At 67.4% G+C, this 20,682-nt stretch carries 18 protein-coding genes and 4 pseudogenes; 12 read left to right on the top strand and 10 right to left on the bottom strand.

Annotated elements, in window-relative coordinates; genetic code table 11:
• Positions 1-9: 9 nt before the first annotated feature.
• The 4 genes from AB4Z09_RS19170 to cobF form a co-directional block, all read right to left on the bottom strand.
• Entirely contained in the window at positions 10-1,257 is a 1,248-nt protein-coding gene (locus AB4Z09_RS19170) for an aspartate aminotransferase family protein (RefSeq protein ID WP_254622826.1), read from the bottom strand.
• On the bottom strand, positions 1,254-2,303 hold the full coding sequence (locus AB4Z09_RS19165; RefSeq protein ID WP_174908714.1) for an SDR family oxidoreductase: 1,050 nt from the start codon (positions 2,301-2,303) through the stop codon (positions 1,254-1,256). Before AB4Z09_RS19165 ends, AB4Z09_RS19170 begins: the two co-directional genes overlap by 4 nt.
• A 146-nt stretch (positions 2,304-2,449) precedes the next feature.
• Complete coding sequence (locus tag AB4Z09_RS19160; RefSeq protein ID WP_174908712.1) at positions 2,450-3,583, bottom strand: acyl-CoA dehydrogenase family protein; 1,134 nt, start codon at positions 3,581-3,583, stop codon at positions 2,450-2,452.
• A 177-nt stretch (positions 3,584-3,760) separates the two neighbouring features.
• Positions 3,761-4,507, bottom strand: a complete 747-nt coding sequence (gene cobF / locus AB4Z09_RS19155) for a precorrin-6A synthase (deacetylating) (RefSeq protein WP_174908710.1) — start codon at positions 4,505-4,507, stop codon at positions 3,761-3,763.
• Between the two features lie 103 nt (positions 4,508-4,610).
• Between cobF and AB4Z09_RS19150 the strand changes: the two genes are divergently transcribed.
• The 3 genes from AB4Z09_RS19150 (at position 4,611) to AB4Z09_RS19140 (ending at position 6,332) form a co-directional block, all read left to right on the top strand.
• Positions 4,611-5,411 carry a thymidylate synthase gene (locus tag AB4Z09_RS19150; protein ID WP_442240465.1) on the top strand — a complete coding sequence of 267 codons (801 nt, stop codon included), beginning with the start codon at positions 4,611-4,613 and terminating at the stop codon, positions 5,409-5,411.
• Positions 5,411-5,893 (top strand): dihydrofolate reductase, encoded by a 483-nt coding sequence (locus AB4Z09_RS19145; RefSeq protein WP_174908706.1) that lies wholly within the window; start codon positions 5,411-5,413, stop codon positions 5,891-5,893. The genes AB4Z09_RS19150 and AB4Z09_RS19145 overlap by 1 nt, the downstream gene beginning before the upstream one ends.
• Positions 5,894-6,005: 112 nt before the next feature.
• Positions 6,006-6,332: a cupin domain-containing protein gene (locus tag AB4Z09_RS19140; protein ID WP_114718140.1), complete on the top strand. Its 327-nt coding sequence runs from the start codon at positions 6,006-6,008 to the stop codon at positions 6,330-6,332.
• On the opposite strand, the gene AB4Z09_RS19135 is transcribed toward AB4Z09_RS19140, so the two are convergent.
• Entirely contained in the window at positions 6,333-6,947 is a 615-nt protein-coding gene (locus AB4Z09_RS19135) for a TetR/AcrR family transcriptional regulator (RefSeq protein WP_442240464.1), read from the bottom strand.
• A gap of 214 nt (positions 6,948-7,161) precedes the next feature.
• Here AB4Z09_RS19135 and AB4Z09_RS19130 point away from each other — a divergent pair, with 214 nt between their 5' ends.
• The 3 genes from AB4Z09_RS19130 (at position 7,162) to AB4Z09_RS19120 (ending at position 11,702) form a co-directional block, all read left to right on the top strand.
• The gene (locus AB4Z09_RS19130) at positions 7,162-8,058 is read left to right on the top strand and encodes an AurF N-oxygenase family protein (protein WP_174908702.1); all 897 of its coding nucleotides are present in this window, start codon (positions 7,162-7,164) and stop codon (positions 8,056-8,058) included.
• Complete coding sequence (locus AB4Z09_RS19125) at positions 8,055-9,824, top strand: DUF4873 domain-containing protein (RefSeq protein WP_302675476.1); 1,770 nt, start codon at positions 8,055-8,057, stop codon at positions 9,822-9,824. Before AB4Z09_RS19130 ends, AB4Z09_RS19125 begins: the two co-directional genes overlap by 4 nt.
• Before the next feature lie 195 nt (positions 9,825-10,019).
• Positions 10,020-11,702, top strand: a complete 1,683-nt coding sequence (locus AB4Z09_RS19120; protein WP_174908700.1) for a sensor histidine kinase — start codon at positions 10,020-10,022, stop codon at positions 11,700-11,702.
• A 76-nt stretch (positions 11,703-11,778) separates the two neighbouring features.
• On the opposite strand, the gene AB4Z09_RS19115 is transcribed toward AB4Z09_RS19120, so the two are convergent.
• Both AB4Z09_RS19115 and AB4Z09_RS19110 read right to left on the bottom strand, forming a co-directional pair.
• Positions 11,779-12,405 (bottom strand): hypothetical protein, encoded by a 627-nt coding sequence (locus tag AB4Z09_RS19115; protein ID WP_254622824.1) that lies wholly within the window; start codon positions 12,403-12,405, stop codon positions 11,779-11,781.
• 100 nt (positions 12,406-12,505) lie between these two features.
• A complete protein-coding gene (locus AB4Z09_RS19110; protein WP_114718137.1) occupies positions 12,506-13,144 on the bottom strand; it encodes a response regulator in 639 nt (212 codons plus the stop codon).
• A gap of 167 nt (positions 13,145-13,311) precedes the next feature.
• On the opposite strand from AB4Z09_RS19110, the gene AB4Z09_RS19105 reads away from it, so the two are divergent.
• Genes AB4Z09_RS19105 through AB4Z09_RS19095 form a run of 3 tightly spaced genes read left to right on the top strand, consistent with a single transcriptional unit; the run spans position 13,312 to position 15,145 of the window.
• Positions 13,312-14,103 carry an SDR family oxidoreductase gene (locus AB4Z09_RS19105; protein WP_174914502.1) on the top strand — a complete coding sequence of 264 codons (792 nt, stop codon included), beginning with the start codon at positions 13,312-13,314 and terminating at the stop codon, positions 14,101-14,103.
• Between the two features lie 60 nt (positions 14,104-14,163).
• A complete protein-coding gene (locus AB4Z09_RS19100; protein ID WP_114718523.1) occupies positions 14,164-14,478 on the top strand; it encodes a hypothetical protein in 315 nt (104 codons plus the stop codon).
• A gap of 10 nt (positions 14,479-14,488) precedes the next feature.
• The gene (locus AB4Z09_RS19095) at positions 14,489-15,145 is read left to right on the top strand and encodes a Dabb family protein (protein ID WP_442240463.1); all 657 of its coding nucleotides are present in this window, start codon (positions 14,489-14,491) and stop codon (positions 15,143-15,145) included.
• Here the strand turns inward: AB4Z09_RS19095 and AB4Z09_RS19090 are convergent.
• Positions 15,130-15,285, bottom strand: a complete 156-nt coding sequence (locus AB4Z09_RS19090; protein WP_368077035.1) for a response regulator transcription factor — start codon at positions 15,283-15,285, stop codon at positions 15,130-15,132. The genes AB4Z09_RS19095 and AB4Z09_RS19090 overlap by 16 nt on opposite strands.
• Before the next feature lie 345 nt (positions 15,286-15,630).
• Positions 15,631-16,566, bottom strand: a pseudogene (locus AB4Z09_RS19085) (ATP-binding protein); the annotation flags it as partial.
• A gap of 167 nt (positions 16,567-16,733) precedes the next feature.
• On the opposite strand from AB4Z09_RS19085, the gene htpG reads away from it, so the two are divergent.
• The gene (gene htpG / locus AB4Z09_RS19080; protein WP_174908696.1) at positions 16,734-18,692 is read left to right on the top strand and encodes a molecular chaperone HtpG; all 1,959 of its coding nucleotides are present in this window, start codon (positions 16,734-16,736) and stop codon (positions 18,690-18,692) included.
• Positions 18,693-20,048: 1,356 nt separating this feature from the next.
• Positions 20,049-20,172: pseudogene (locus AB4Z09_RS19075) on the top strand (hypothetical protein); the annotation flags it as partial.
• Between the two features lie 74 nt (positions 20,173-20,246).
• On the opposite strand, the pseudogene AB4Z09_RS19070 reads toward AB4Z09_RS19075, so the two are convergent.
• Positions 20,247-20,417: pseudogene (locus tag AB4Z09_RS19070) on the bottom strand (hypothetical protein); the annotation flags it as partial.
• Here AB4Z09_RS19070 and AB4Z09_RS19065 point away from each other — a divergent pair.
• Positions 20,404-20,682 (top strand): annotated as a pseudogene (locus AB4Z09_RS19065) (rod shape-determining protein); the annotation flags it as partial. The pseudogenes AB4Z09_RS19070 and AB4Z09_RS19065 overlap by 14 nt on opposite strands.

The raw sequence follows: 20,682 nt of genomic DNA, 5'->3' as shown, positions 1-20,682 counted from the left end.
GGATCGTGTTCAGGTGAGGGTCAGGTCCTCGAGGGCTTCGGCGAGGACGCGGAGGAAGAGTTCGACCTCGTCCGTGGTCAGGATCGCCGGCGGGGTGAAGCGCAGCACGTTGGCCGCATTCAGTGAGTGGTTGGCCAGGACGTCACGTTCCAGAAGGTTCAGGAACAGTTCCCCGACCAGGCCGCTCGAGGCCATCTCGAGGCCCAGCAACAGCCCGCGGCCACGCACATGGGCCACGCGGCCGCCGCCGTACCGGGCCACAGCCGTCCGGATGCCCGCGAGGAGGTGCTCGCCGAGCATTGCTGCGCGAGCCGTGAGGTCCTCGTCGCGGATCACGCCGATGGCGGCACGGGCGGCCGCACACACCGCCGGCGACCCCGCGAACGTGGAGGTGTGGAGGTAGGGGTCCCGGGCGAAGGGCTCGTAGGACTCCCGCGTGGCCACCACCGCGGCAATCGGCATCACGCCCCCGGAGAGGCCCTTGCCGACCAACATCATGTCGGGCACCACGCCGTCGGCGTCCACACCCCACCAGCGACCCAGCCGACCGAGACCGGTCTGGACCTCGTCCACAATCAGCAACGCCTCGTAGCGGCGACACAATTCGGCGGCGTCGCGCAGGTAGCCCGGGGGCGGCACGTTCACGCCGCCCTCCCCCTGCACCGGTTCGACGATGAAGCAGCCGTGGCCGCCGGTTGCGCGTAACGCCACCTCCAGCTCGGCCGGATCGCCGAAGGCGACCTCCATGATGTGCGGAAGCAACGGTCGGAAGGGCTGCTGCAGCACGCCGTTCGCCGTGACGCTCAGCGCGCCGAGCGTCTTGCCGTGGAACCCAGCGCGGGTTGTGATCACAGCCGTCTTGCCTTGCGCGCGAGCCAACTTCAGCGCGCACTCGGTGGCTTCCGCACCGGAGTTGACGAAGTGCACCAGGTCCAGATCACCGGGGGTGATCTCGGCCAGGGCGGCGGCGGCACCGGCACTGACGGGGTCCAAGAACACCCGGGAGGCCATCGGGTGCCGCCGAACCTGATCGCACACCGCCTCCACGACTGCCGGGTGACGATGCCCCAGCAGATAGACGCCGTAGCCACCGAAGTCCAGGACCCGACGGCCGTCCGCGACCGTGATCCAGGCACCCGACGACTCGACCTCGACCAGGTCACCGATCAACCGCCCGAGCGCCGCCCGGCCGCTGCCGAAGTGCCTCCGGTATCGGTCGGTCAGCACATCGGAATCGAGCAGCATGCCGGTGCTCATCGGACTGCGCTTTCGACCACCGGCGGCTCCGCCGGCAACAGCTTCTTGACCTGGGCCCAGTAGATCAGCGAGCGCCTGAGCGCCTCGGTGAGGGCGTCCTTGGTGGCCCGATCACCGAATCCCAGCCTGTCCAGGTCACTGGGCATGGCATCGCTGGACTGGAACACCCACACGGACTCGAGAAAGTCGATGAACATCCGTCGTCGTCCGTCCGAGATCAGGTCGTCCAACAGCGGCAACAACAACCGGTCGACGGACTCGAAGGGCATGAACCGTGGCCGCACCGCGCCGATCCAGGCGAGCCGGGACACGTACTCGCACAGCTCGGCGATATCGGTGAACGTGAGTGCTTGATCTCCCGCGGTCAGCCAGTACTCGCCCTCGGTCACGTCCTCACGAATCAGTTTGCCGACGGCCTCGACGACGATGTCCAGGGGAACTGTGTCGACCAGGGATTCGATCTCCCCCGGGACCACCGGGAGATTGCCCCTGACCGCGTTACCCAACATGCGGTGCAACCCTTGGAAGGCGGCCATTCGACCGTCACGGGAGTCTCCGGTCACCACCGACGGCCGGAGGATGACGGCCGGAACCGAACCGGCGCGGATCAACTCCTCCGCCTCCGTCTTGGATTCCAAATAGGCGGCCAGTCCGGCGAAACGCTCGTCGGCCGGGGCCTGACGAATCACGAAGGCCGTACTCAGGTAGTAGAGCGGGGCGTCGGCGTCGGCCGCCACACGCAGCATGGACGCGGGACCCTGGACGTTGACCGCCCGGAGGCGCTCCGGATCCACGTTCCATTTGGTGACCGCTGCTCCGTGCAGCACGACATCGACCCGGTTCACCAGAGCGGCGTAGTCCGTGGCCGGCAAGCCCAGCGTGGGGTGCGTGAAATCACCGGCAAACTCGCTGACCCGTGGGTCGTCGATCGGGCGTCTGCCGCGCAGACACACGATGTCGAAGTCCTCGGCCATCGCGTCGAGCACGGCCCTGCCGATGACTCCGGAGCCACCGGTGAGCAGCAGAGTTCGCTTGCTCCGGGTCATCGGGAATCAGGGGCGAAGACCCCACCCTTCGGGCCGTGACGGGAAGCGTGATCGAACTGTTCGATCTTCATGTCGGCACCCCTTCGATGCGTTTCGATTTCTTCGATAGTTCCGGGGAATCACGCTGCGCGGCAACGCTATCGGCGCTACGCGATGGCCAGCGGGTTCCCGGCGAAGTAACCCAGCAATGGGCCGGCCATCTTGGCTCGGGCCGGCGGATGGAAGCCCAGTCCGTTGACCGCGGCCGCGAGGTAGCCGATCCGGTCCGAGGTGATGAAATTCATCCCGCCGAGCAGCTCAACTGCCCGGGGCACGGCGGCCGCGATCGCATCCTGCACGGCGTACCGCACCAGGAGCGCGTCCACGAGCAGTTGCCGGCTGTTCAGCTCGTCGGTCATCCGGCGGGCGATGTTCTCCACCGACGCCATCGCACCTTCCAACGTGACGACCAGTCGGAGCCGGTCGGATTCGCTGATCCGGTCCGAACCGAGCGCCAACTCCACCAGGGCGCTGGCGGCTCCGACGTAGGAACCGGTGATGAGCAGTTCGAACCACAGGAAGGCGGCATTCTGGATGTCGTCGAGTTGTTCGCCCTCGCTCACCGACGTGGTTACGACGAGATCCGACGGAACCAGCACGTCGTCGATGGTGACCTGATCGCTTTCGGCACCGGCCAGCGCGAAACTGGACCAGAACGAGCTGACCGAGACGCCGTCGTCCTTCGCTGGGATGAGCGCGACCGCGAGCTGTTCTCCCGGGCCGTCCGGCCGAGGGAGCATGACGCTGGCGGTCAGCAGATCCATGGAGCGCGACAGGCTGCATGGCTTCTTGACCCCGCTCAGCCGGACGCCGTCAGGTGTGGGGGTGGCGGTCATGGTCGGCTTCAGGATCTGCCCGTCCGGGCGCCCTTCCGCGAAGCCGGATGCGAGCAGCAGACTGTCGGCGGCGATGGCCTGCAGCAGCATCCAGTCCATACCGGTGTTCGTCTCGCTCACCGCAACGAGGCTCGCCACCGAGAAGTGGTGCATCGTGGTGGCGACCGCCAGCGACGGTGACCGCGAGCCGATCGCGCGCTGCACCCGGACGGCCTCGAGGGGACTTGCCCCGATGCCGCCCAGATCGGCGGGCACGAGGAGGCCCGGCCCACCGGCCTCCCGGAACACCGCGGTGCCGGGGCTGCCCCGCCGTTCCAGGTCGCCCGGCGGTATCGGCGTCAGCGCCTCGTCCAGACCGGGCAGACTGCGCTGCAGCACGCCGCGGTCAGTTTCGAGAAACCTCATATCTCCTCCACCGCCGTCCAGGTGTAGGGCTCGGAGCGAGGGTGACGCTCCAAGGTCGGATGTCCAAATCTCCCGGTTTCCAACCTCGTCCGACGGCGTCCCGCTGAACAGCAACCCGAGGGTGGACCCACACACTCGTAGGGGTGAGGAAATCCCACCCTGGGGTGGGCGGGCCTGTCAGCGACGGATCAGGTAGATGTCCATGATCCAGCCCTTGCGCTCGCGCAGTTCGGCGCGCACGCGCACGATCTCGTCGTCCACCTCGCGCAGCTTGCCGGAGATCAGTACCTCGTCGGGCAGACCGAGGTACGCACCCCACCAGATCTCCACCTCGTTGCCGGGGTCCGGGACGTGGGTGAAGCTGCAGTCCGCGTCGAGCATCACGACGGCGGTCCCGACGCCGTCGGGCAGCCCCTCGCGCAGCCGGCGTCCGGTGGTGACATGGACGGGCTCGCCGATCCGGTTGAGCACGATGCGGTGCTGCGCGGCCAGCGACTGGATGCTCGTGACGCCGGGGATCACGGTGTACTCGAACCGCACGTTGCCGCGCGCCAGGACGCGTTCGACGATCCGCAGCGTGCTGTCGTACAGCGACGGATCGCCCCACACCAGGATCGCGCCGACGCCGTCCTCGGCCGCGAACTTCTCCTCGAACACCTCGGCGCGGCGGTCGTGCCAGTCGTCGACTACGCCGGCGTAGTCGGACGGGGTCCGGTCCCGCGGCGGGTCCACGATGTCGACGATCCGGTACTCGCGCTCCATGTGCTCGGCGAGGATGGTGGTGCGCAGGTCCACCAGCTCCTGCTTCTCGTCGCCCTTGCCGATGACGAAGAACACGTCGGCCCGGTTCATGGCCTTCACGGCCTGGATCGTCACCTGGTCGGGGTCGCCGGCACCGATGCCGATCACGAGAAGCTCACGCATGCGGGGCACGCTATCGTCATTGCTGCACCCGATACACACAGGACCCAGCCGGTATCGTCGGCCGCCGAAGACGGTCGATCGTGCGCAGCCTAAGCTAGGGTCCGTGATTGTGCCGACGCCCTACGAGGATCTTCTGCGCCTGGTGATGGACTCCGGCACCGCGAAGGCTGACCGCACCGGCACCGGTACGCGCAGTGTCTTCGGGCRCCAGATGCGTTGGGACCTCGGCGAGGGCTTCCCGCTCATCACCACCAAGAAGGTGCATCTCAAGTCCATCGTGTACGAGCTGCTGTGGTTCCTGCGCGGCGAGTCCAACGTCAAGTGGCTGCAGGAACACGGCGTCACCATCTGGGACGAGTGGGCCGACGCGGACGGCGAGCTGGGCCCGGTCTACGGCGTGCAGTGGCGGTCGTGGCCCACCCCGTCGGGCGAGCACATCGACCAGATCACCAAGGTGATCGAGACGCTGAAGACCAATCCGGATTCGCGCCGCATCATCGTCTCGGCGTGGAACGTCGCGGACCTCGACGCGATGGCACTGCAGCCGTGCCACGCGTTCTTCCAGTTCTACGTCGCCGACGGCAAGCTCAGCTGCCAGCTGTACCAGCGCAGTGCCGACCTGTTCCTCGGCGTGCCGTTCAACATCGCCAGCTACGCGCTGCTCACCCACATGGTGGCGCAGCAGACGGGGCTCGAGGTGGGCGACTTCATCTGGACCGGCGGCGACTGCCACATCTACGACAACCACGTCGACCAGGTCACCGAGCAGCTCTCCCGGGAGCCGCTCCCCTACCCGACGCTGAAGCTGAACAAGCGCGACTCGATCTTCGACTACACCTTCGAGGACGTCGAGATCGTCGACTACCGCCACCACCCCGCGATCAAGGCGCCGGTGGCGATCTGATGATCGGCCTGATCTGGGGCCAGACCACCGCGGGCGTGATCGGCCGGGACAACACGATCCCGTGGCGCGTCCCCGAGGACATGGCCCATTTCAAGGACACCACCATGGGTCACCCCGTGGTGATGGGCCGGCTCACGTGGGACTCGCTCCCGCCGAAGTTCCGCCCCCTGCCGGGCCGCCGGAACATCGTCGTCACCCGTCAGAGCGGCTGGACCACGGCCGGCGCCGACACCGCGAACGGCATCGAAGAGGCCCTCGCGCTCGTGGGCGACACCGCCTGGGTCGTGGGCGGTACGCAGATCTACACCGCGGCAATGCCGTTCGCGGACCTGCTGTCGGTGACCGAGATCGACGCGGACATCGAGGGCGACGCCTTCGCGCCCGAGATCGGCGACGAGTGGGTCGTCGGAGACACCGGAGACTGGCACATCTCGGAGAAGTCCGGTTTGCGCTACCGGTTCCTCACGTACGTCCGCGGCTGACGGGCCACTGTCGGACGGTGGCCGAACCGTTAGGCCGATAACCCGGTCATCTCCGGCGCGGTGGGTCATACTGCGGGGACACCGCCCCTGCAGTCACCAGGAGTGACATTTGATGGACAAGACCTCATTGACGGCCCTCGCCCGGCAGCAGCTCAAACTGGCGTCCACGTCGTCCAGTGGACGCAGTTCGCAGACCGTGTACGGCGGCCATCAACGCAGCCTGCGTCAGACCGTGATCGCGCTCGGCGCCGGCAAGAGCCTGGCCGAGCACGACAGCCCCGGCGAGGCCACGCTGCTGGTGCTCAGCGGCAAACTGGCGCTCATCTGCGGCGAGGACTCGTGGAAGGGGTCGGCCGGCGACCTGCTGATCATGCCTGCGGCGCGACACAGCGTCGAGGCGCTCGAGGACGTTGCGTTCCTGCTGACGGTCGCGAAGTAGTCAGACCACCTGCGCGTCGGTCGCGGGCACGACCGCGATCGACAGCAGAYCGCCGACGAACCCCCGCACCGCGGCCTCGTCCGTGGTGTCGACGACTCCCTCGGTGACGATGAGCGAGGCCACCAACCGGAACGCCCACTCGCAGATCGCGCGGGGACTCACCGCCACGAACTGCTGCGGGGTGAACAGGCGCTCGAAGTGCGGCACCAGGAAATCGGCGCCTCGCTCGATCAGTGGCCTCGCGCACACCGTGAACCATGGCAGGACGATGTCCGGATCGTCTCGAAGTGCCTTCTGCAGCAGCGTGTGCCGGCGCGCGTAACACACCGCGAAGACGATGCAGTCGACGAATCCGACGTGCAGTTGATCGCGCCGGCGCAGCACCGGATCGAGCACCGCGAAGAACCGGGTGATCTCGCGCTGGAACAGTGCCTCGAAGATCGCGGTCTGGTCGCCCACGTACTTGTAGACCGTCGGGCGCGACAGCCCCGCCCGCTCGGCGATCTGGGCGTGCAGTCGCGGGCTGTAGCCGACGTCGATCAGGCACGCCTCCGCTGCGTCGAGGATGCGTTCGCGAAACGCGGTGGGGCTCAGATCTTGTGCACGGGAATTCACCGCAGGGAGTTTAGTAGCGCGGCTCGCCGATCGCGCCGGGGCAGTCACGACGCGATTACTGTTCCGCAGCATCACAGACACCATTGACGACCGTCGCGGATGCGCTTACGTTTTAGGTGATATCGGCAAACGACAAACACTGCGCCGTATCGGCTACGGCGTTCGTTCCCGCCCCTGCGGCGAGTCCCGCAGGGTACGCCCAGGAGGGACGGTCATGACGCAGACGACGAGTCCACCCGATCGGGAGTCGGTCGCGGACCGACTGCTCAACGGATCGGTCAAGCGCTCGTACGCCCCGGTGGTGGACATCGACTGGGACGCACCGCTCGAGGACGGCAAGTACTTCCTCCCGCCCCACGTGCTGTCGCTGTACGGCACGCCGTTGTGGGACTCGATGAGCGAAGCGCAGCGGATCGAACTGTCCCGGCAGGAGTCCGCCAACATCCTCAGCGTGGGGATCTGGTTCGAGAACATTCTCAACCAGGCGCTGCTGCGGCACCTGCTGCACAACGATCCCGGATCGCTGCACACCCGCTACACGCTCACCGAGATGGGCGACGAGTGCCGGCACATGGCCATGTTCGGCCGGGCGATCGAACGGATGGGCGCCAAGCCCTACCGACTGCGCTGGTATCAGGCGGCCGCAGTCAACGTGCTGCCCAAGACTTTTCGCGGCACCATGCTGTGGGTGGCCGCGCTGATCGGCGAGGAGATCTTCGACGCCACCCAACGTCGCGTCGTCGACGATCCCCAACTGCAACCCCTGATCGCCCGGCTCATGCGGATCCACGTCACCGAGGAGGCCCGACACATCCAGTTCGCGCGGGCCGGCGTGCGCCGGAGGATCGCCGGAACCCATCGGATCGACAGGGTCTGGGTCGGTACGGCCCAGGGACTCGGCGGACTGCTGCTCGCGCGACTGTTCACCAATCCGGCGATGTACAAGCGGGCCGGCCTCGACCCGCGGGAGGCTCGCCGACAGGCCCTGGCGAATCCGCACTTCCGGGTGAACCAGCGTCGCGGGTTCGCCGACCTTGCCGCGTTCCTCGAGGAGACCGGCCTGATGCGCCGACCCTCGCGCGCGATGTGGCGTCGAGCGGGATTCCTGTGAAGACCGTCGCGGCGCCCCGGGTCCTGATCGTCGGGACCGGGTTCTCGGGGCTGTGCATGGCGATCCGCTTGAAGGAGGCGGGAATCGACGACTTCGTCATCGTGGAGAAGGCGTCGGAGGTGGGCGGTACGTGGCGGGAGAACACGTACCCCGGGTGCGGGTGCGACGTGATGTCGCTGATGTACTCGTTCTCGTTCGCCCCGAACCGGCGGTGGACGCGGATGTACGCCCGCCAACCCGAGATCCTCGACTACATCCGGCGGATCGTCGACGACTACGACCTGGCCCCGCACATCCGCTTCGACTCCGCGGTCGTGGCCTACGACTTCGACGAGGCCACCGACCGCTGGGCGGTCCGCACCGCCGCCGGCGACGTCTACCGACCGCGCATCGTCGCGGCCGGCCCGGGCCCGCTACACAAGCCCAGCATCCCCGCGTTCCCCGGCCGTGATCGCTTCACGGGAAACGTTTTTCACTCCGCCGAGTGGGATCACTCGGTGGACCTGACCGGCAAGCGCATCGCGGTGATCGGCACCGGCGCGAGCGCCGTCCAGTTCGTCCCCGAGATCGCGAAGCAGGCCGCGCACGTGGACGTCTACCAACGCACCGCCCACTGGGTGCTGCCGAAACTGGACCGGGCCATCACCCCCACCGAGAAGCACCTGTTCCGGACGGTGCCGGGCGTGCAGAAGACCTACCGCGGCGCGATCTACTGGAGTCACGAATCGCTGATCGCCGGGTTCATGCACCCGCGGCTGATGGGCGCGCTCGAACGCGCCGCCCGCAGTCTGCTGCGCCACCAGGTCCGCGACCCTGCGCTGCGCGCGACCCTCACCCCGGACTACACGATCGGCTGCAAACGAATCCTGGTGTCCAGCAACTACTATCCGACGCTGCAGCGCGAGAACGTCGACCTGGTGACGTCCGGCATCGCGGAGTTCACCGAGACCGGGATCCGCACCGACGACGGCGCCGAGCACGACGCCGACGTCGTCGTGTTCGGGACCGGGTTCGAGATCGCCGACCGGTTCGCGAGCGAACACATCGTCGGACGCGGCGGGCTGAGCATCCAGGAGGCGTGGCGCGACGGCATGGAGGCCTACCTCGGGGTCGCCGTCAGCGGCTTCCCGAACTTCTTCCTCATGATGGGCCCCAACTCGGGTGGCGGAAACCAGTCCATCGTCTTCGTCATCGAGGCACAGGCGCACTACATCCTCGAGTGCCTGAAGCTGATGGACGGCCACGATGCCACCCGCATCGAGGTGCGCGGCGGCACCCAGCGGGACTTCAATCGTCGGATCCATCATAAGCTCGCGGGCTCGGTGTGGAATTCGGGTGGCTGCGACAGTTGGTACCTCGACCGGACGGGACGCAACCGGGCGGTCTGGCCCGGGTCGAGCGCGTCGTACTGGCTGCGCATGCGCCGCCCCGGCGTCGACGACTTCGACCTCAGCTCCGCGGAGGACCGCGACGAGGAGGACTTCCGCGGCCCCGCGGTTCTCGAGGGCGCCGGGCTGCGACTGGCCGTCGAGGTGCACCTCACCGGGCACCTCGACCCGCTCGACGGCCACTACCACTGGTACGGGCAGGTCGCGGGGGACGATCGCATCGCCGACCTGAAACGTCCCGACGCCGGAGTGCCGACGCTCCGGATCGGGGACGGGCCCGTCGTGGACGCGATCCTCGCCGAGCGGGATCCGTGGGGTCACTTCCGGATCACCGGGGTGGGCGCGCCACCGTTCGCGCTGGACGACCTCCTGGTCTGACCCGGCGGGCCGCACAGAGCGGCCGAAAGGGAGTCCGGCGTCGACCCCCTCCCCCGAGGATCGACGCCGGACAGTTGTGATGTCGCCGGCGAGCCACCACAACTCGCTCACGACAACTTCACCGAATGCATCGAGGCGCGACTGCAACGTGTTACACCCGTGTCGGACAAATTCCTCGCCACCTATGCTGCGTGCATGGTGAACGGCGGTAACTGGGGCTTCGGGGAGTTCGACAACCTGGAGGAACTACTCGCCGACATGCGCAGTCGGCTCGTCGACAGCGTCGCGACCCCGGCAAGGCTGCGGGAACTGCTCGAGGCCGTCCTGGTGGTGGGCGCCGGACTGGAACTCGATTCGATCCTGCAGCGGATCGTGCAGGCGGCGACCACGCTGCTCGATGCGCGCTACGGCGCGCTGGGCGTGCGCGACCCCGACGGTGGACTGTCCGAGTTCGTGTACGAGGGCATCACCGCGGAGGAGCGAGCGCGGATGGGGCACCTGCCGGAGGGCCACGGGCTGCTCGGCCTGCTGATGGAGCATCCGCGACCCGTGCGCGTCGCACACCTGGGCGCGCACCCGGCGTCGGTCGGCTTCCCGCCGAACCATCCGCCGATGGACAGTTTCCTCGGCATGCCGATCATCGTGCGGGGGCGGGTGTTCGGCAGCATCTACCTCACCGAGAAGCGGACCGGTCCGGAGTTCACCGACGAGGACGAGACCATCCTCGACGCCCTCGCCACATCAGCGGGCGTCGCGATCGACAACGCCCACCTGTTCGAGGAGTCCCGCACCCGGGAACGCTGGCTGACGGCCCTCGCGTCGTCCAACGCCCGCCTGCTCTCCGGTGGGTCCATCGACGAGGCTCTGGAGCTTCTGGTGACGCGCACCCGCGATCTGTGCGGAGCGACCGGCGCGTACGTGTTGGTGGTCGAGGACGAGGATGACGCGATCGTCGAGGCGGCCTCCCGCGGCGACGGCCCGCGGCCGGGCAGCCGGATCGACCTGTCGGACTCCGGCCTGCTGCCGGTGGTCCGTGGTCGACGGCCCGCGCTGCTCACCGAGCGGGATCGGGTGGCACCGTTCGCCACCGGCAGCGACGTTCGGGTGGCCGCGCTGCCGCTGTCCACGACGTCCGGCGTCGCCGGGATGCTCGTCGTCACGCGCGAGGGCCTCGGGTGGGCGCCCGACGAGATCACCCGGCTGGGGTCGATGGCCGACTCGGCCGCGCTGGCCGTCGAGTTCGCCGACCAGCAGCACCGGCGACGGCAGCTCGACGTGCTGGCCGACCGCGACCGCATCGCCCGCGACCTGCACGACAACGTCATCCAGCAACTGTTCGCGACCGGGATGAGCCTGCAGAGCCTGTTGCTCGACGAGAACGCGCCCGTGCCGGAGTCCGCGTCGGGCACGATCACCAAGTCGGTGTCCCAACTCGATCGGATGATCCACGAGATCCGCACCACGATCTTCGACCTGCAGACCACCGGCGAACAGGCCCCCACGAGCCTGCGGCGACGGCTGCTCGACGCGATCGGCGATCTGACGACCCGCTCGGTGCTGGTCCCGAACGTGCAGTTCACCGGCGCCATCGACACCCTCGTGCCGCCGCGGATCCATCCGCACGCCGAGGCGGTGCTGCGCGAAGGCCTGAGCAACGCGCTGCGGCATGCGGACGCGACGACGATCACGGTGGCGATCGACGCCGCCGATCACCTGACGATCCGGATCTGCGACGACGGCGTCGGCCTGCCCGAGACGACGCGCCGCAGCGGGCTCGACAACCTGGCCCGCCGGGCCGAGCAGTGCGGCGGCAGCTGCGCCCTCCTGCCCGGCCTCAGCGGAGGAACCGAACTCACGTGGCGGGTGCCGCTGCGGTGAGGTGACGACCCGTTTCGCTCGTCCCACGTTGCGTCAGTTGGGTGGCTTCGACGTCAGGGAGCAGTACCGCGAGGTGTCATTGGCCGAGGGCGTCGAAGACCTCTGCCCAGTTTCCCCCAGCAACATTCATCGCATTCCGAGTCTCGAGGAGAACATCCCGAGCGATCTGCTCGAGCGTGGCCCCTCCGGCAGAGCTCTCGATGCCCTGGAGGGCCGTCATGCCCTCTTCGGTTGCGGTGAATTGCTCTTCCCACTGCCCGGCGGAGGACAACAGGAATCTCAGGTGATAGGGGTAGTCGAAGTCAGGCGCCGGCACTCCGGTTTCGGCAATATTCTTCAGCGAGGTGACGATCAAGCGCAGTTGGTCGGACTCGAAGGAGCAAGATTCCGGCTCCGCCAACCCTGAGAATTCGAGTGATCCATCAACGAGATCCCGCCAGTACTCGCGATCGTGCAGGCCGTCCCGCTGCTCCATGTGCGCCTCCGCGAAGACCGACATGAGTTCGTTGTCGTCGATCAGTGGGGAAAGCACCAGATCTTCACTGAAGTCGTAGCCGAAGAAGTACCGATGACCGTCGACCGCGATTGATTCGATTCCTCCGATGTGGCGGTAATCCCGAAGCAGCGGTGCAGGAATACTCGTCACCGCTGCTTCTGCACCATCGGGGGTTCCGCTCTCGCCGCATCCCTGGATGCCCATCATCGCTCCATTCGTCCACGAGTCCGACCTTGTTGATCGCGACCGTAGGAGAGTAGCGGGGACAGCCGACACTCAGCTGGGATCGAAGTCCGGCACCCCGTACCTAGCGGCGCCGGCTGTTCCGCAGCTCCGTGGCGAGGACGGCCGCCTGGGTGCGCCGCTGCATGCCGAGCTTGGCGAGCAGGCGCGAGACGTAGTTCTTGATCGTCTTCTCCGCGAGGAACAGGCGCTCGGCAATCTCCCGGTTCGTCAGACCCTGTCCGATGAGGTCGAAGACCGCGCGTTCCTGGTCGGACAGCTCCGCGAGCGGGTCGGTGGTGCGCTCGGAGCGGATCCGCTGCATCAGGGCGGCCGTGGCGCGGCTGTCGAGGAGCGAGCCGCCCGCGCCGACCGTCCGCACGGCCGAGATCAGGTCGGTGCCGAGGATCTGCTTGAGCACAAAACCCGACGCGCCGGCCATGACGGCGTCGAACAGGGCCTCGTCGTCGGCGTACGACGTGAGCATCAGGCAGCGCAGGTCGGGCAGCACGGCCCGCAGGTCGCGGCACAGTTCCACGCCGTTGCCGTCGGGCAGCCGGACATCGAGCACCGCGACGTCGGCGCCGCTGGACGGGATCCGGGCCAGCGCCTCCCCCACCGAGGCGGCCTCGCCGACCACAGTGAGGTCAGGCGCGCTGCCCAGCAGATCCACCAGTCCGCGCCGCACGATCTCGTGATCGTCGACGAGAAAGACCCGTGTCATCGGTGCACCTCCGTAGCTGTCGGGAAAACGCTACCGCGCCGGTCGCACCCGGGCGGTGGCGGACCCTCCCGCTCCGTGGAATCGGCCGTAGGCACCCCGCTCGGCGGGGCCCTAGCGTCCTGTCCGAGCACTACGGAGGGAGTTGGATGACGCGCGTGGCGGGTCGCATGACCGGCAAGGTGGCAGTGGTCACCGGGGCAGGAAACGGTACGGGCCGGGTCCACGTCCGGAGGCTGGCCGACGAGGGCGCCGACGTGGTCGCGCTGGACCTGCCGGGCACCTTGTCGGAGCAGGCCCTGGCAGAGACCGCCGCGAGCGTCCCGGCGGGGCGCCGGGTCCTGACCCGCACCGCCGATGTCCGGGACGTCGCCGCCCTGCGCGCCGCCGCCGACGCCGCGGTGGCCGAGTTCGGACGCGTCGATGTCGTAGTCGCCAACGCGGGGCTGTGCGACGCCCCCGGCCCGGCCCTGACCATCGACGAGTTGACGTGGCAGCGATCCCTCGACATCAATCTCAGCGGCGTCTGGAACACGGTGCGCGCCTTCGTTCCTCACATGCCCGACGGCGGATCGGTGGTCGTGGTCGGTTCCACCGCCGGCATCCGCGGGAACGCGAACCGCGCGCACTACGCGGCCGCCAAGCACGGCGCCGTCGGTCTGGCGCGCACGCTGGCGATCGAACTGGGTCCGCGCTCGATCCGCGTCAACTCGGTGCATCCGGGCGCGGTGGGCAGCGGGCGGCCACTCGCCGCCGAGGCGATCGCGCGACTACGTCCCGATCTCGCTGCACCGACCGAAGCCGATGCGAGGCAAGCTTTGTCGGATCGGAACCTGATCCCCGTACCGTGGGTCGACGCCGTGGACGTGAGTAACGCGGTGCTGTTCCTGGCGTGCGACGAGTCCCGCTTCGTCACCGGCACCGAACTGGTGGTCGACGCCGGTCTCACCCAGAAGGTGTAGCCCGTGACCTCCCCCGAGACCGCTGAGACCCTGGAGCCGGTCGTCTACGTCGTCGACGAGATGGTGGTCGCGCCCGGACAAGGCCGCGCGTTCCTCGCGTCGTACCTCGAGGAGTACGCACCCGGTGCCCGTGCACGCGGCCTCACCCTCGACCGCATCCTCGTCAGCCCACCGGTCTGGCTCGACGACCAGTCGAACACCGTGACCGTCACCTGGACGGTCCACGGCGCCGACGCCTGGTGGCAGCAGCGGTGGGCCGCGGGCCGGGACCCGGACGTGGCGCAGTGGTGGGCGTCCGCCGACCGGTCGCTGACCAGCCGTCGACGCTCCACTGCCTGCGCCGCCGCGGATCTTCCGGTGGTGACCGATGTTTGAGGTCATCAGGTTGATCAGCTTCACGGACACCGCCGACGACGCCGCACGTGACGCCGTGGTCGCGGGCCTGCGCGACGCCGTCGAACCGCACGCCCGCAGCGTCCTCGTCCGGCCGACCCTGCCGGGTGGGATCCGTGGCGGGGACCTCGTCGCCAAGTTCCGGTTCGACAGCGAATCGGACTGGCGCGGCGTCGAGAACGCCGTGGACTTCCTGTTGTGGGTTCCGACCGTCGACCAGATCGACGGCGTCACCTACACCGGCGCCGTGCGACCGGCGAGCGTCGCGTCGACGCCCACGGTCTACCGGACGCTGCTGGTCGCGGTCGACCCCGCGACGGATCCCGACCTGGTGGCGCAGTTCGAGGCCGAGACGGCCGCGATGCCGGACTACATACCGTCGATCGGCGCCTCCCAACTGAGCCGCGTGCGGGAGTCGTGCGGCACCCGGTGGACCCACGTGTGGGAACAGGAGTACGCGAGCGTGGACGGGCTGACCGGCCCCTACATGACCCACCCCTACCACTGGGCGCACGTCGACCGCTGGTTCGACCCCGAACGCGCGCACCGGATCGTCACCGGTCTGTGCCACAGCTTCTGCGCGATCGACGGGCCGGTCCTGGGTCGGGACCGACCGGTGCCGGTCGCCGGAGATCAACCGTCCGCCTGATTCTCGACGGTCCAGGCAGCGATCTGTGCGCGCGAGTTGAATCCCAGCTTGTCGCGTATGTGCTCGACATGTCCCTCCACTGTGCGCGGAGCGATCACCAGTCGCTCGGCGATCGCCTTGTTCGTCATGCCCTCGGCCACGGGGTGCGGCCACCTACCGTTCGCGCGGGGTCAGCGTGGCGCTGCTACCGGCGGGCGACGGCAGCGGCGTCTCCGGTCTCCGCTAGTCCAGGGCCCAGGCGACGACCTCGTCGAGGTTCATGGCCATTCCTCGCTCGAGTGTTGCATCGAATACCTTGTCCCCGAGCACCTCACGCGCCGCCCGCACGCACGCGTCGTGATAGGAGACCAGGGCCTGGAAGGTTGCCGACGGGCTGCCGGTCGCCGTGAACAGGGCGTCGGACGCGCCCAGTAACATCGCGGCCCGCTCGGGCCGTTCCGTGCCAGCGGTCCACGCGAGTTCGTCGAAGCACCAGGCGAAGCCGAGCGCACGGCCGCATCCACCTCCTCCCGGATCAGGATGGACTTGTCGGCCAAGGACGTCACGACGTCGAGCAGGTCACCGTCTACTCCGTCGTCCGCCACGACGCCCTCTATCGCGTCGAGCGCGACGCTGCCGGCGAACACCGACAGGCGAGCCCACAACCGCTGTTCTCGATCGGTGCACAGGCCGTAGCTCCAGTCGATACACAGCCGCAGGGTCTGCTGGCGGCTCGGTGTGGTGCGGTCGCCCCGGGTCAGCAGGCGGAGGCGGTCGTCGAGTCGTTCGAGCAGCTGATCGACGGACTGCGCTCGGAGCCGGGCCGCCGCCAGCTCGATCGGCAGGGGCAGGCCCCCGAGTCGCGCACAGATCCGGGCGACCGTGGCGCTGTTCTCGGTGGTGAGCCGGAATCCGGGCACCACGGCCCTGGCTCTCTGCTCGAACAGGGCCACCGCATCGCCGCCGATGCCGAGGGGTTCACGGCTCGTCGCCAGCACGGACAATCCGAGGCAGGCCCTGAGCAGCGTCTGCACCAGTGCGGCAACAGGACCTACGAGATGCTCACAGTTGTCGAGTAACAGGAGGGTTCGCCGGTCTGCCAGGTGATCGATCAACACCGACTGCGGTGACCGAACCGACCAGTCCTGAAGTCCCAGGGTGCTCGCCACTGCCTGCGCCAGCTGGTCGGCATCGTGGAGCTCGCTCAGGTCGACGAACCAGGTTCCGTCGACGAATGTCCGCTGCGCATCCCTTGCGACCCGGAGAGCCAGTCGCGTCTTACCGACCCCGCCGAGGCCGGTCAGCGTCACGAGGCGCGATTCGGACAGCAACCGCCGCGTCTCCTTCACCTCGAAACTGCGGCCCACGAAGCTGCTGACGTCCTCGGGCAGATTTCCCTGTTCACGGCCGCGAAGAGGGTGTGCTGTCGCGGAAGGCGCCATCTCAGTCCCTCCGCCCAGGTCGACGCGCTGCAACAGAGCCCGAGCGCTCGGGGTCCGGACGCGGAAAGCCCGATTCCAAGATACGTCGGTGTCGCCCTTCCTCGCGGAAACCACGGGCCTCGTCCTAACATTTGCGTCGAACGTTCTGCTGCCGAAGGGAACCAGGAATGACCACAGGTATCGAACAACGCGAGTTCCAGACGGAGACTCGCCAGATTCTGGATCTGATGATCCACTCGGTGTACTCCAACAAGGACACCTTTCTCCGGGAGCTCGTCTCCAACGCGTCGGACGCACTCGACAAGCTGAAGCTCGAGGCGTTCCGCGACAAGGACCTCGAGGCCGACACCTCCGACCTGCACATCGAGCTCGACGTCGACACGGAGGCGCGCACGCTGACGGTGCGCGACAACGGCATCGGCATGTCGCGCGACGAGGTGATCGACCTCATCGGCACGCTCGCCAGGTCGGGCACCGCCGAGCTGCGCCGCAAGCTGCGCGAGGCGAAGGACGCCGCCGCCTCCGAAGAACTGATCGGTCAGTTCGGTATCGGCTTCTACTCGACATTCATGGTCGCCGACAAGGTCACGCTGCTGACCCGCAAGGCCGGCGAGAGCCACGCGACGCGGTGGGTCTCGAGCGGCGAGTCCACGTACACGATCGAGACCGTCGACGACGCCCCGCAGGGCACATCGGTGACGCTGCACCTCAAGCCGGAGGACGTCGACGACCACCTGTACGACTACGCGGCCGAGCGCAAGCTCCGCGAAATCGTCAAGCGGTACTCGGACTTCATCGCGTACCCGATCCGGATGGACGTCGAGAAGCCGGCCCCGAAGAGCAGTGACGATGCAGACGACACCGACGACGCCCCGAAGACCGTCGTCGAGACCGAGACGCTCAACTCGATGAAGGCGCTGTGGGCCCGGCCCCGCAGCGAGGTCTCCGACGACGAGTACAACGAGTTCTACAAGCACGTCAGCCACTCGTGGGACGACCCGCTCGAGGTCATCCCGATGAAGGCGGAGGGCACGTTCGAGTACCAGGCGCTGCTGTTCATCCCGTCGCACGCGCCGTTCGATCTGTTCTCGCGCGAGCACCGCGCCGGCATCCACCTGTACGTCAAGCGTGTCTTCATCATGGACGACTGCGAGGAACTCATGCCCGAGTACCTGCGCTTCGTCAAGGGTGTCGTGGATGCACAGGACCTGTCGCTCAACGTTTCCCGCGAGATCCTGCAGCAGGACCGGCAGATCCGGGCGATCCGGCGCCGGCTCACCAAGAAGGTCCTCACCACTATCCGCGAAATGATGACGCACGATGACGACACGTCGCGGGACAAGTACCGGACCGTGTGGTCGCAGTTCGGCCGGGTCCTCAAGGAGGGTCTGCTGTCGGACTTCGACAACCGCGACACCCTGCTCGAGATCTCCTCGTTCCCGTCGACGCACAGCGAGGACGAACAGACCACGCTGGCGCAGTACGTCGAGCGGATGAGGGACGGCCAAGAGCAGATCTACTACCTCACCGGCGAGTCCCGCCAGCAGCTCGAGGCGTCGCCGCACATGGAGGCCTTCCGCGCCCGCGGCCTCGAGGTGCTGCTCCTCACGGACCCGGTCGACGAGATGTGGGTGACGTCGGTCCCCGAGTTCGACGGCAAGCCGCTCCAGTCCATCGCGAAGGGCGAGGTCGATCTCGACACCGAGGACGAGAAGAAGGACGCCGAAGCCAAGCGCGAGGAACAGGACAAGCAGTTCGCCGACGTCCTCGGCTGGCTCACCTCCACCCTCGACGACCACGTCAAGCAGGTGCGCCTGTCGACTCGGCTGACCGACTCCCCTGCCTGCATCGTCGGCGACGAATTCGGCATGACGCCGTCGCTCGAGCGCATGTACCGGGCGTCGGGCCAGGAGGTCCCGCACTTCAAGCGGATCCTCGAACTCAACCCGATGCACCCGCTGGTGGAGGGTCTACGGGCTGCGCACGCCGAGCGCGGCGACGACCCGAGCCTCGCGGAGACCGCCGAATTGCTCTACGGCACCGCACTTCTCGCGGAGGGCGGCGAGTTGGAGGATCCGGCGCACTTCGCGAAGATGCTCGCGAACCGCCTGGCACGCACCATCTAGACGCGTTATCAACTCGAGGCAGCGGCCCGCGGGAGTCCTGCTCCCGCGGGCGCGTTGTGCATCGAAACAATTGCGGCCGCGGAACGATCAAACGATCAAACGATCAAAGTTCCGCTCGGCTCGCATCAGCGTGAAACGCTGGTGCCGGCAGTTTGTTGTCGCACGAGGCAAGGCAACAAACCGCCGGCACCATTGGGGAGAAATTCATTTCCTCATGAGGTCGACAGGATCAGCCTGTCCGACCGCAGGCGCGATGATCGCGAGCGCGGCCGCCGTCGCAGCAAACATGATGCGGGTCCTCATCGTCGGAGTGCGGGAGATTTCCCCCTCCCGTGAATTGACATCGCTTCATGACCTTCGGGATAGGCCTACGAAGCAATTCAAAAACGGTCACCCCCAGTGGCTGCCATCCTTACTGCCATCCTTACTGCCGTCGTGGCTGCCATCCTTACTGCCGTCGTGGCTGCCATCCATACTGCCGTCGTGGCTGCCTGAACCGAGGCTTCCCAGGGCCCCGAGGCTCCCCAGGGCTCCGAGGCTTCCCAGTGCGCCGAGGCTCCCCAGGGCCCCTAGGCTCCCGAGGTTGCCATCGGAACTGCCGTCATGGCTCCCCTCATTGCTGCCRTCCTTGCTRCCGGAASCGAGGCTCCCCAGGCTGCCATCGGAACTGCCGTCATGGCTCCCSTCATTGCTGCCRTCCTTGCTRCCGGAASCGAGGCTCCCCAGGCTGCCATCGGAACTGCCRTCGTGGCTGCCTTCGGAACTGCCGTCATGGCTCCCCTCATTGCTGCCATCCTTGCTACCGGAAGCGAGGCTCCCCAGGCTGCCGCCGGAACTGCCATCGTGGCTGCCGTCCTTGCTGCCAGAGCTGCCATCGTGACTTCCGGAGCCGTCGAGGCTGCCCGACACCGGGGCGGCGAGGGATTCCACTGATCCATGGCTTCCAGATTCAGGATCAGCGTGCCCGACCGCAAGCGCGCCGACCGTGAGCGCGGTGGCCGCCGTCGCGGCAATCATGATGCGGGTCTTCATCTTCAGAGTGCGGGGATTTCCGCTCCCGTGGGTTGGCATTGTTTCACGACCTCCTCGATTGACCTATGCAGAATTTAAGACGATCCGCCCAAACCGCATGCAATCAAATTCATTGAAACGCAACCATCGCCCCTACGAAACTCCGCCAGACCCCCGACTGACGGTTGACGCCTCACATGCGTGTAGGCGAAGTCAACCTAGCATTTCGATTGGGTAGCGGAAGCCGAAATTGCCATATGCGATTTGCCGCATTCTGGGGTTTGGAGTGGTTTGTGCCAGTTACGAATCCGCTTCCAAACCGAGACTCGCCAGATCCTGGATCTGATGATCCATTCGGTGTACTCCAACAAAGACAAGGCATCGCACAGGTTCGCCCCATGTGCGACGGGGTACCTCCCTCCGCGCGCTCGCCTCCAACGCGTCCGACGCGCTCGACAAGCTCGAGCTCGGTTCGCGAGCAGGCTTCGCGAAGTGCGCAGGGTGCTCCAGCTCGCCGCCTTCAGCGCGAAGCGCCGTGTAGTAGCGCAATTCGGCGGTCCCGGTATTGACAAGGGAGCCGATCAGGTCGATCACCTCGTCGCGGGACATGCCGATGCCGCTGTAGCGCACCGTGAGAGTGCGGGCGTCGGTGTCGAGCTCGATGTGCAGATCCGATGTGTCGGCTTCGAGGTCCTTGTCGCGAAACGCCTTGATCGTGGATCTGGAGTCGGCCCGGGCATTCGTCACGGCCGTCATCGAGCAGGTCGCCCCGCACCGGCGGTACGGTCGGCGGCCGACGGCCGTCTTCTCGGCGCCGGCCGGTGTCTCGAAGGTCACCGCCATCTGTTTCGGCGGCGTGATCTCGCACCGCAGTTGCCAACTGGCCGGGGAGGAACTGACCGAGGCGCTGCACCACTACCTGCGCGAGGAGCACCAGATCATGGTCGGCGAGCTGACCGCGGAGCGCGCCAAGATGGGC

It is taken from the genome of Rhodococcus sp. TAF43 (assembly GCF_052113525.1).
Classification (GTDB): Bacteria; Actinomycetota; Actinomycetes; order Mycobacteriales; family Mycobacteriaceae; genus Prescottella.
This window is presented reverse-complemented; position numbering and strand designations above follow the sequence as displayed.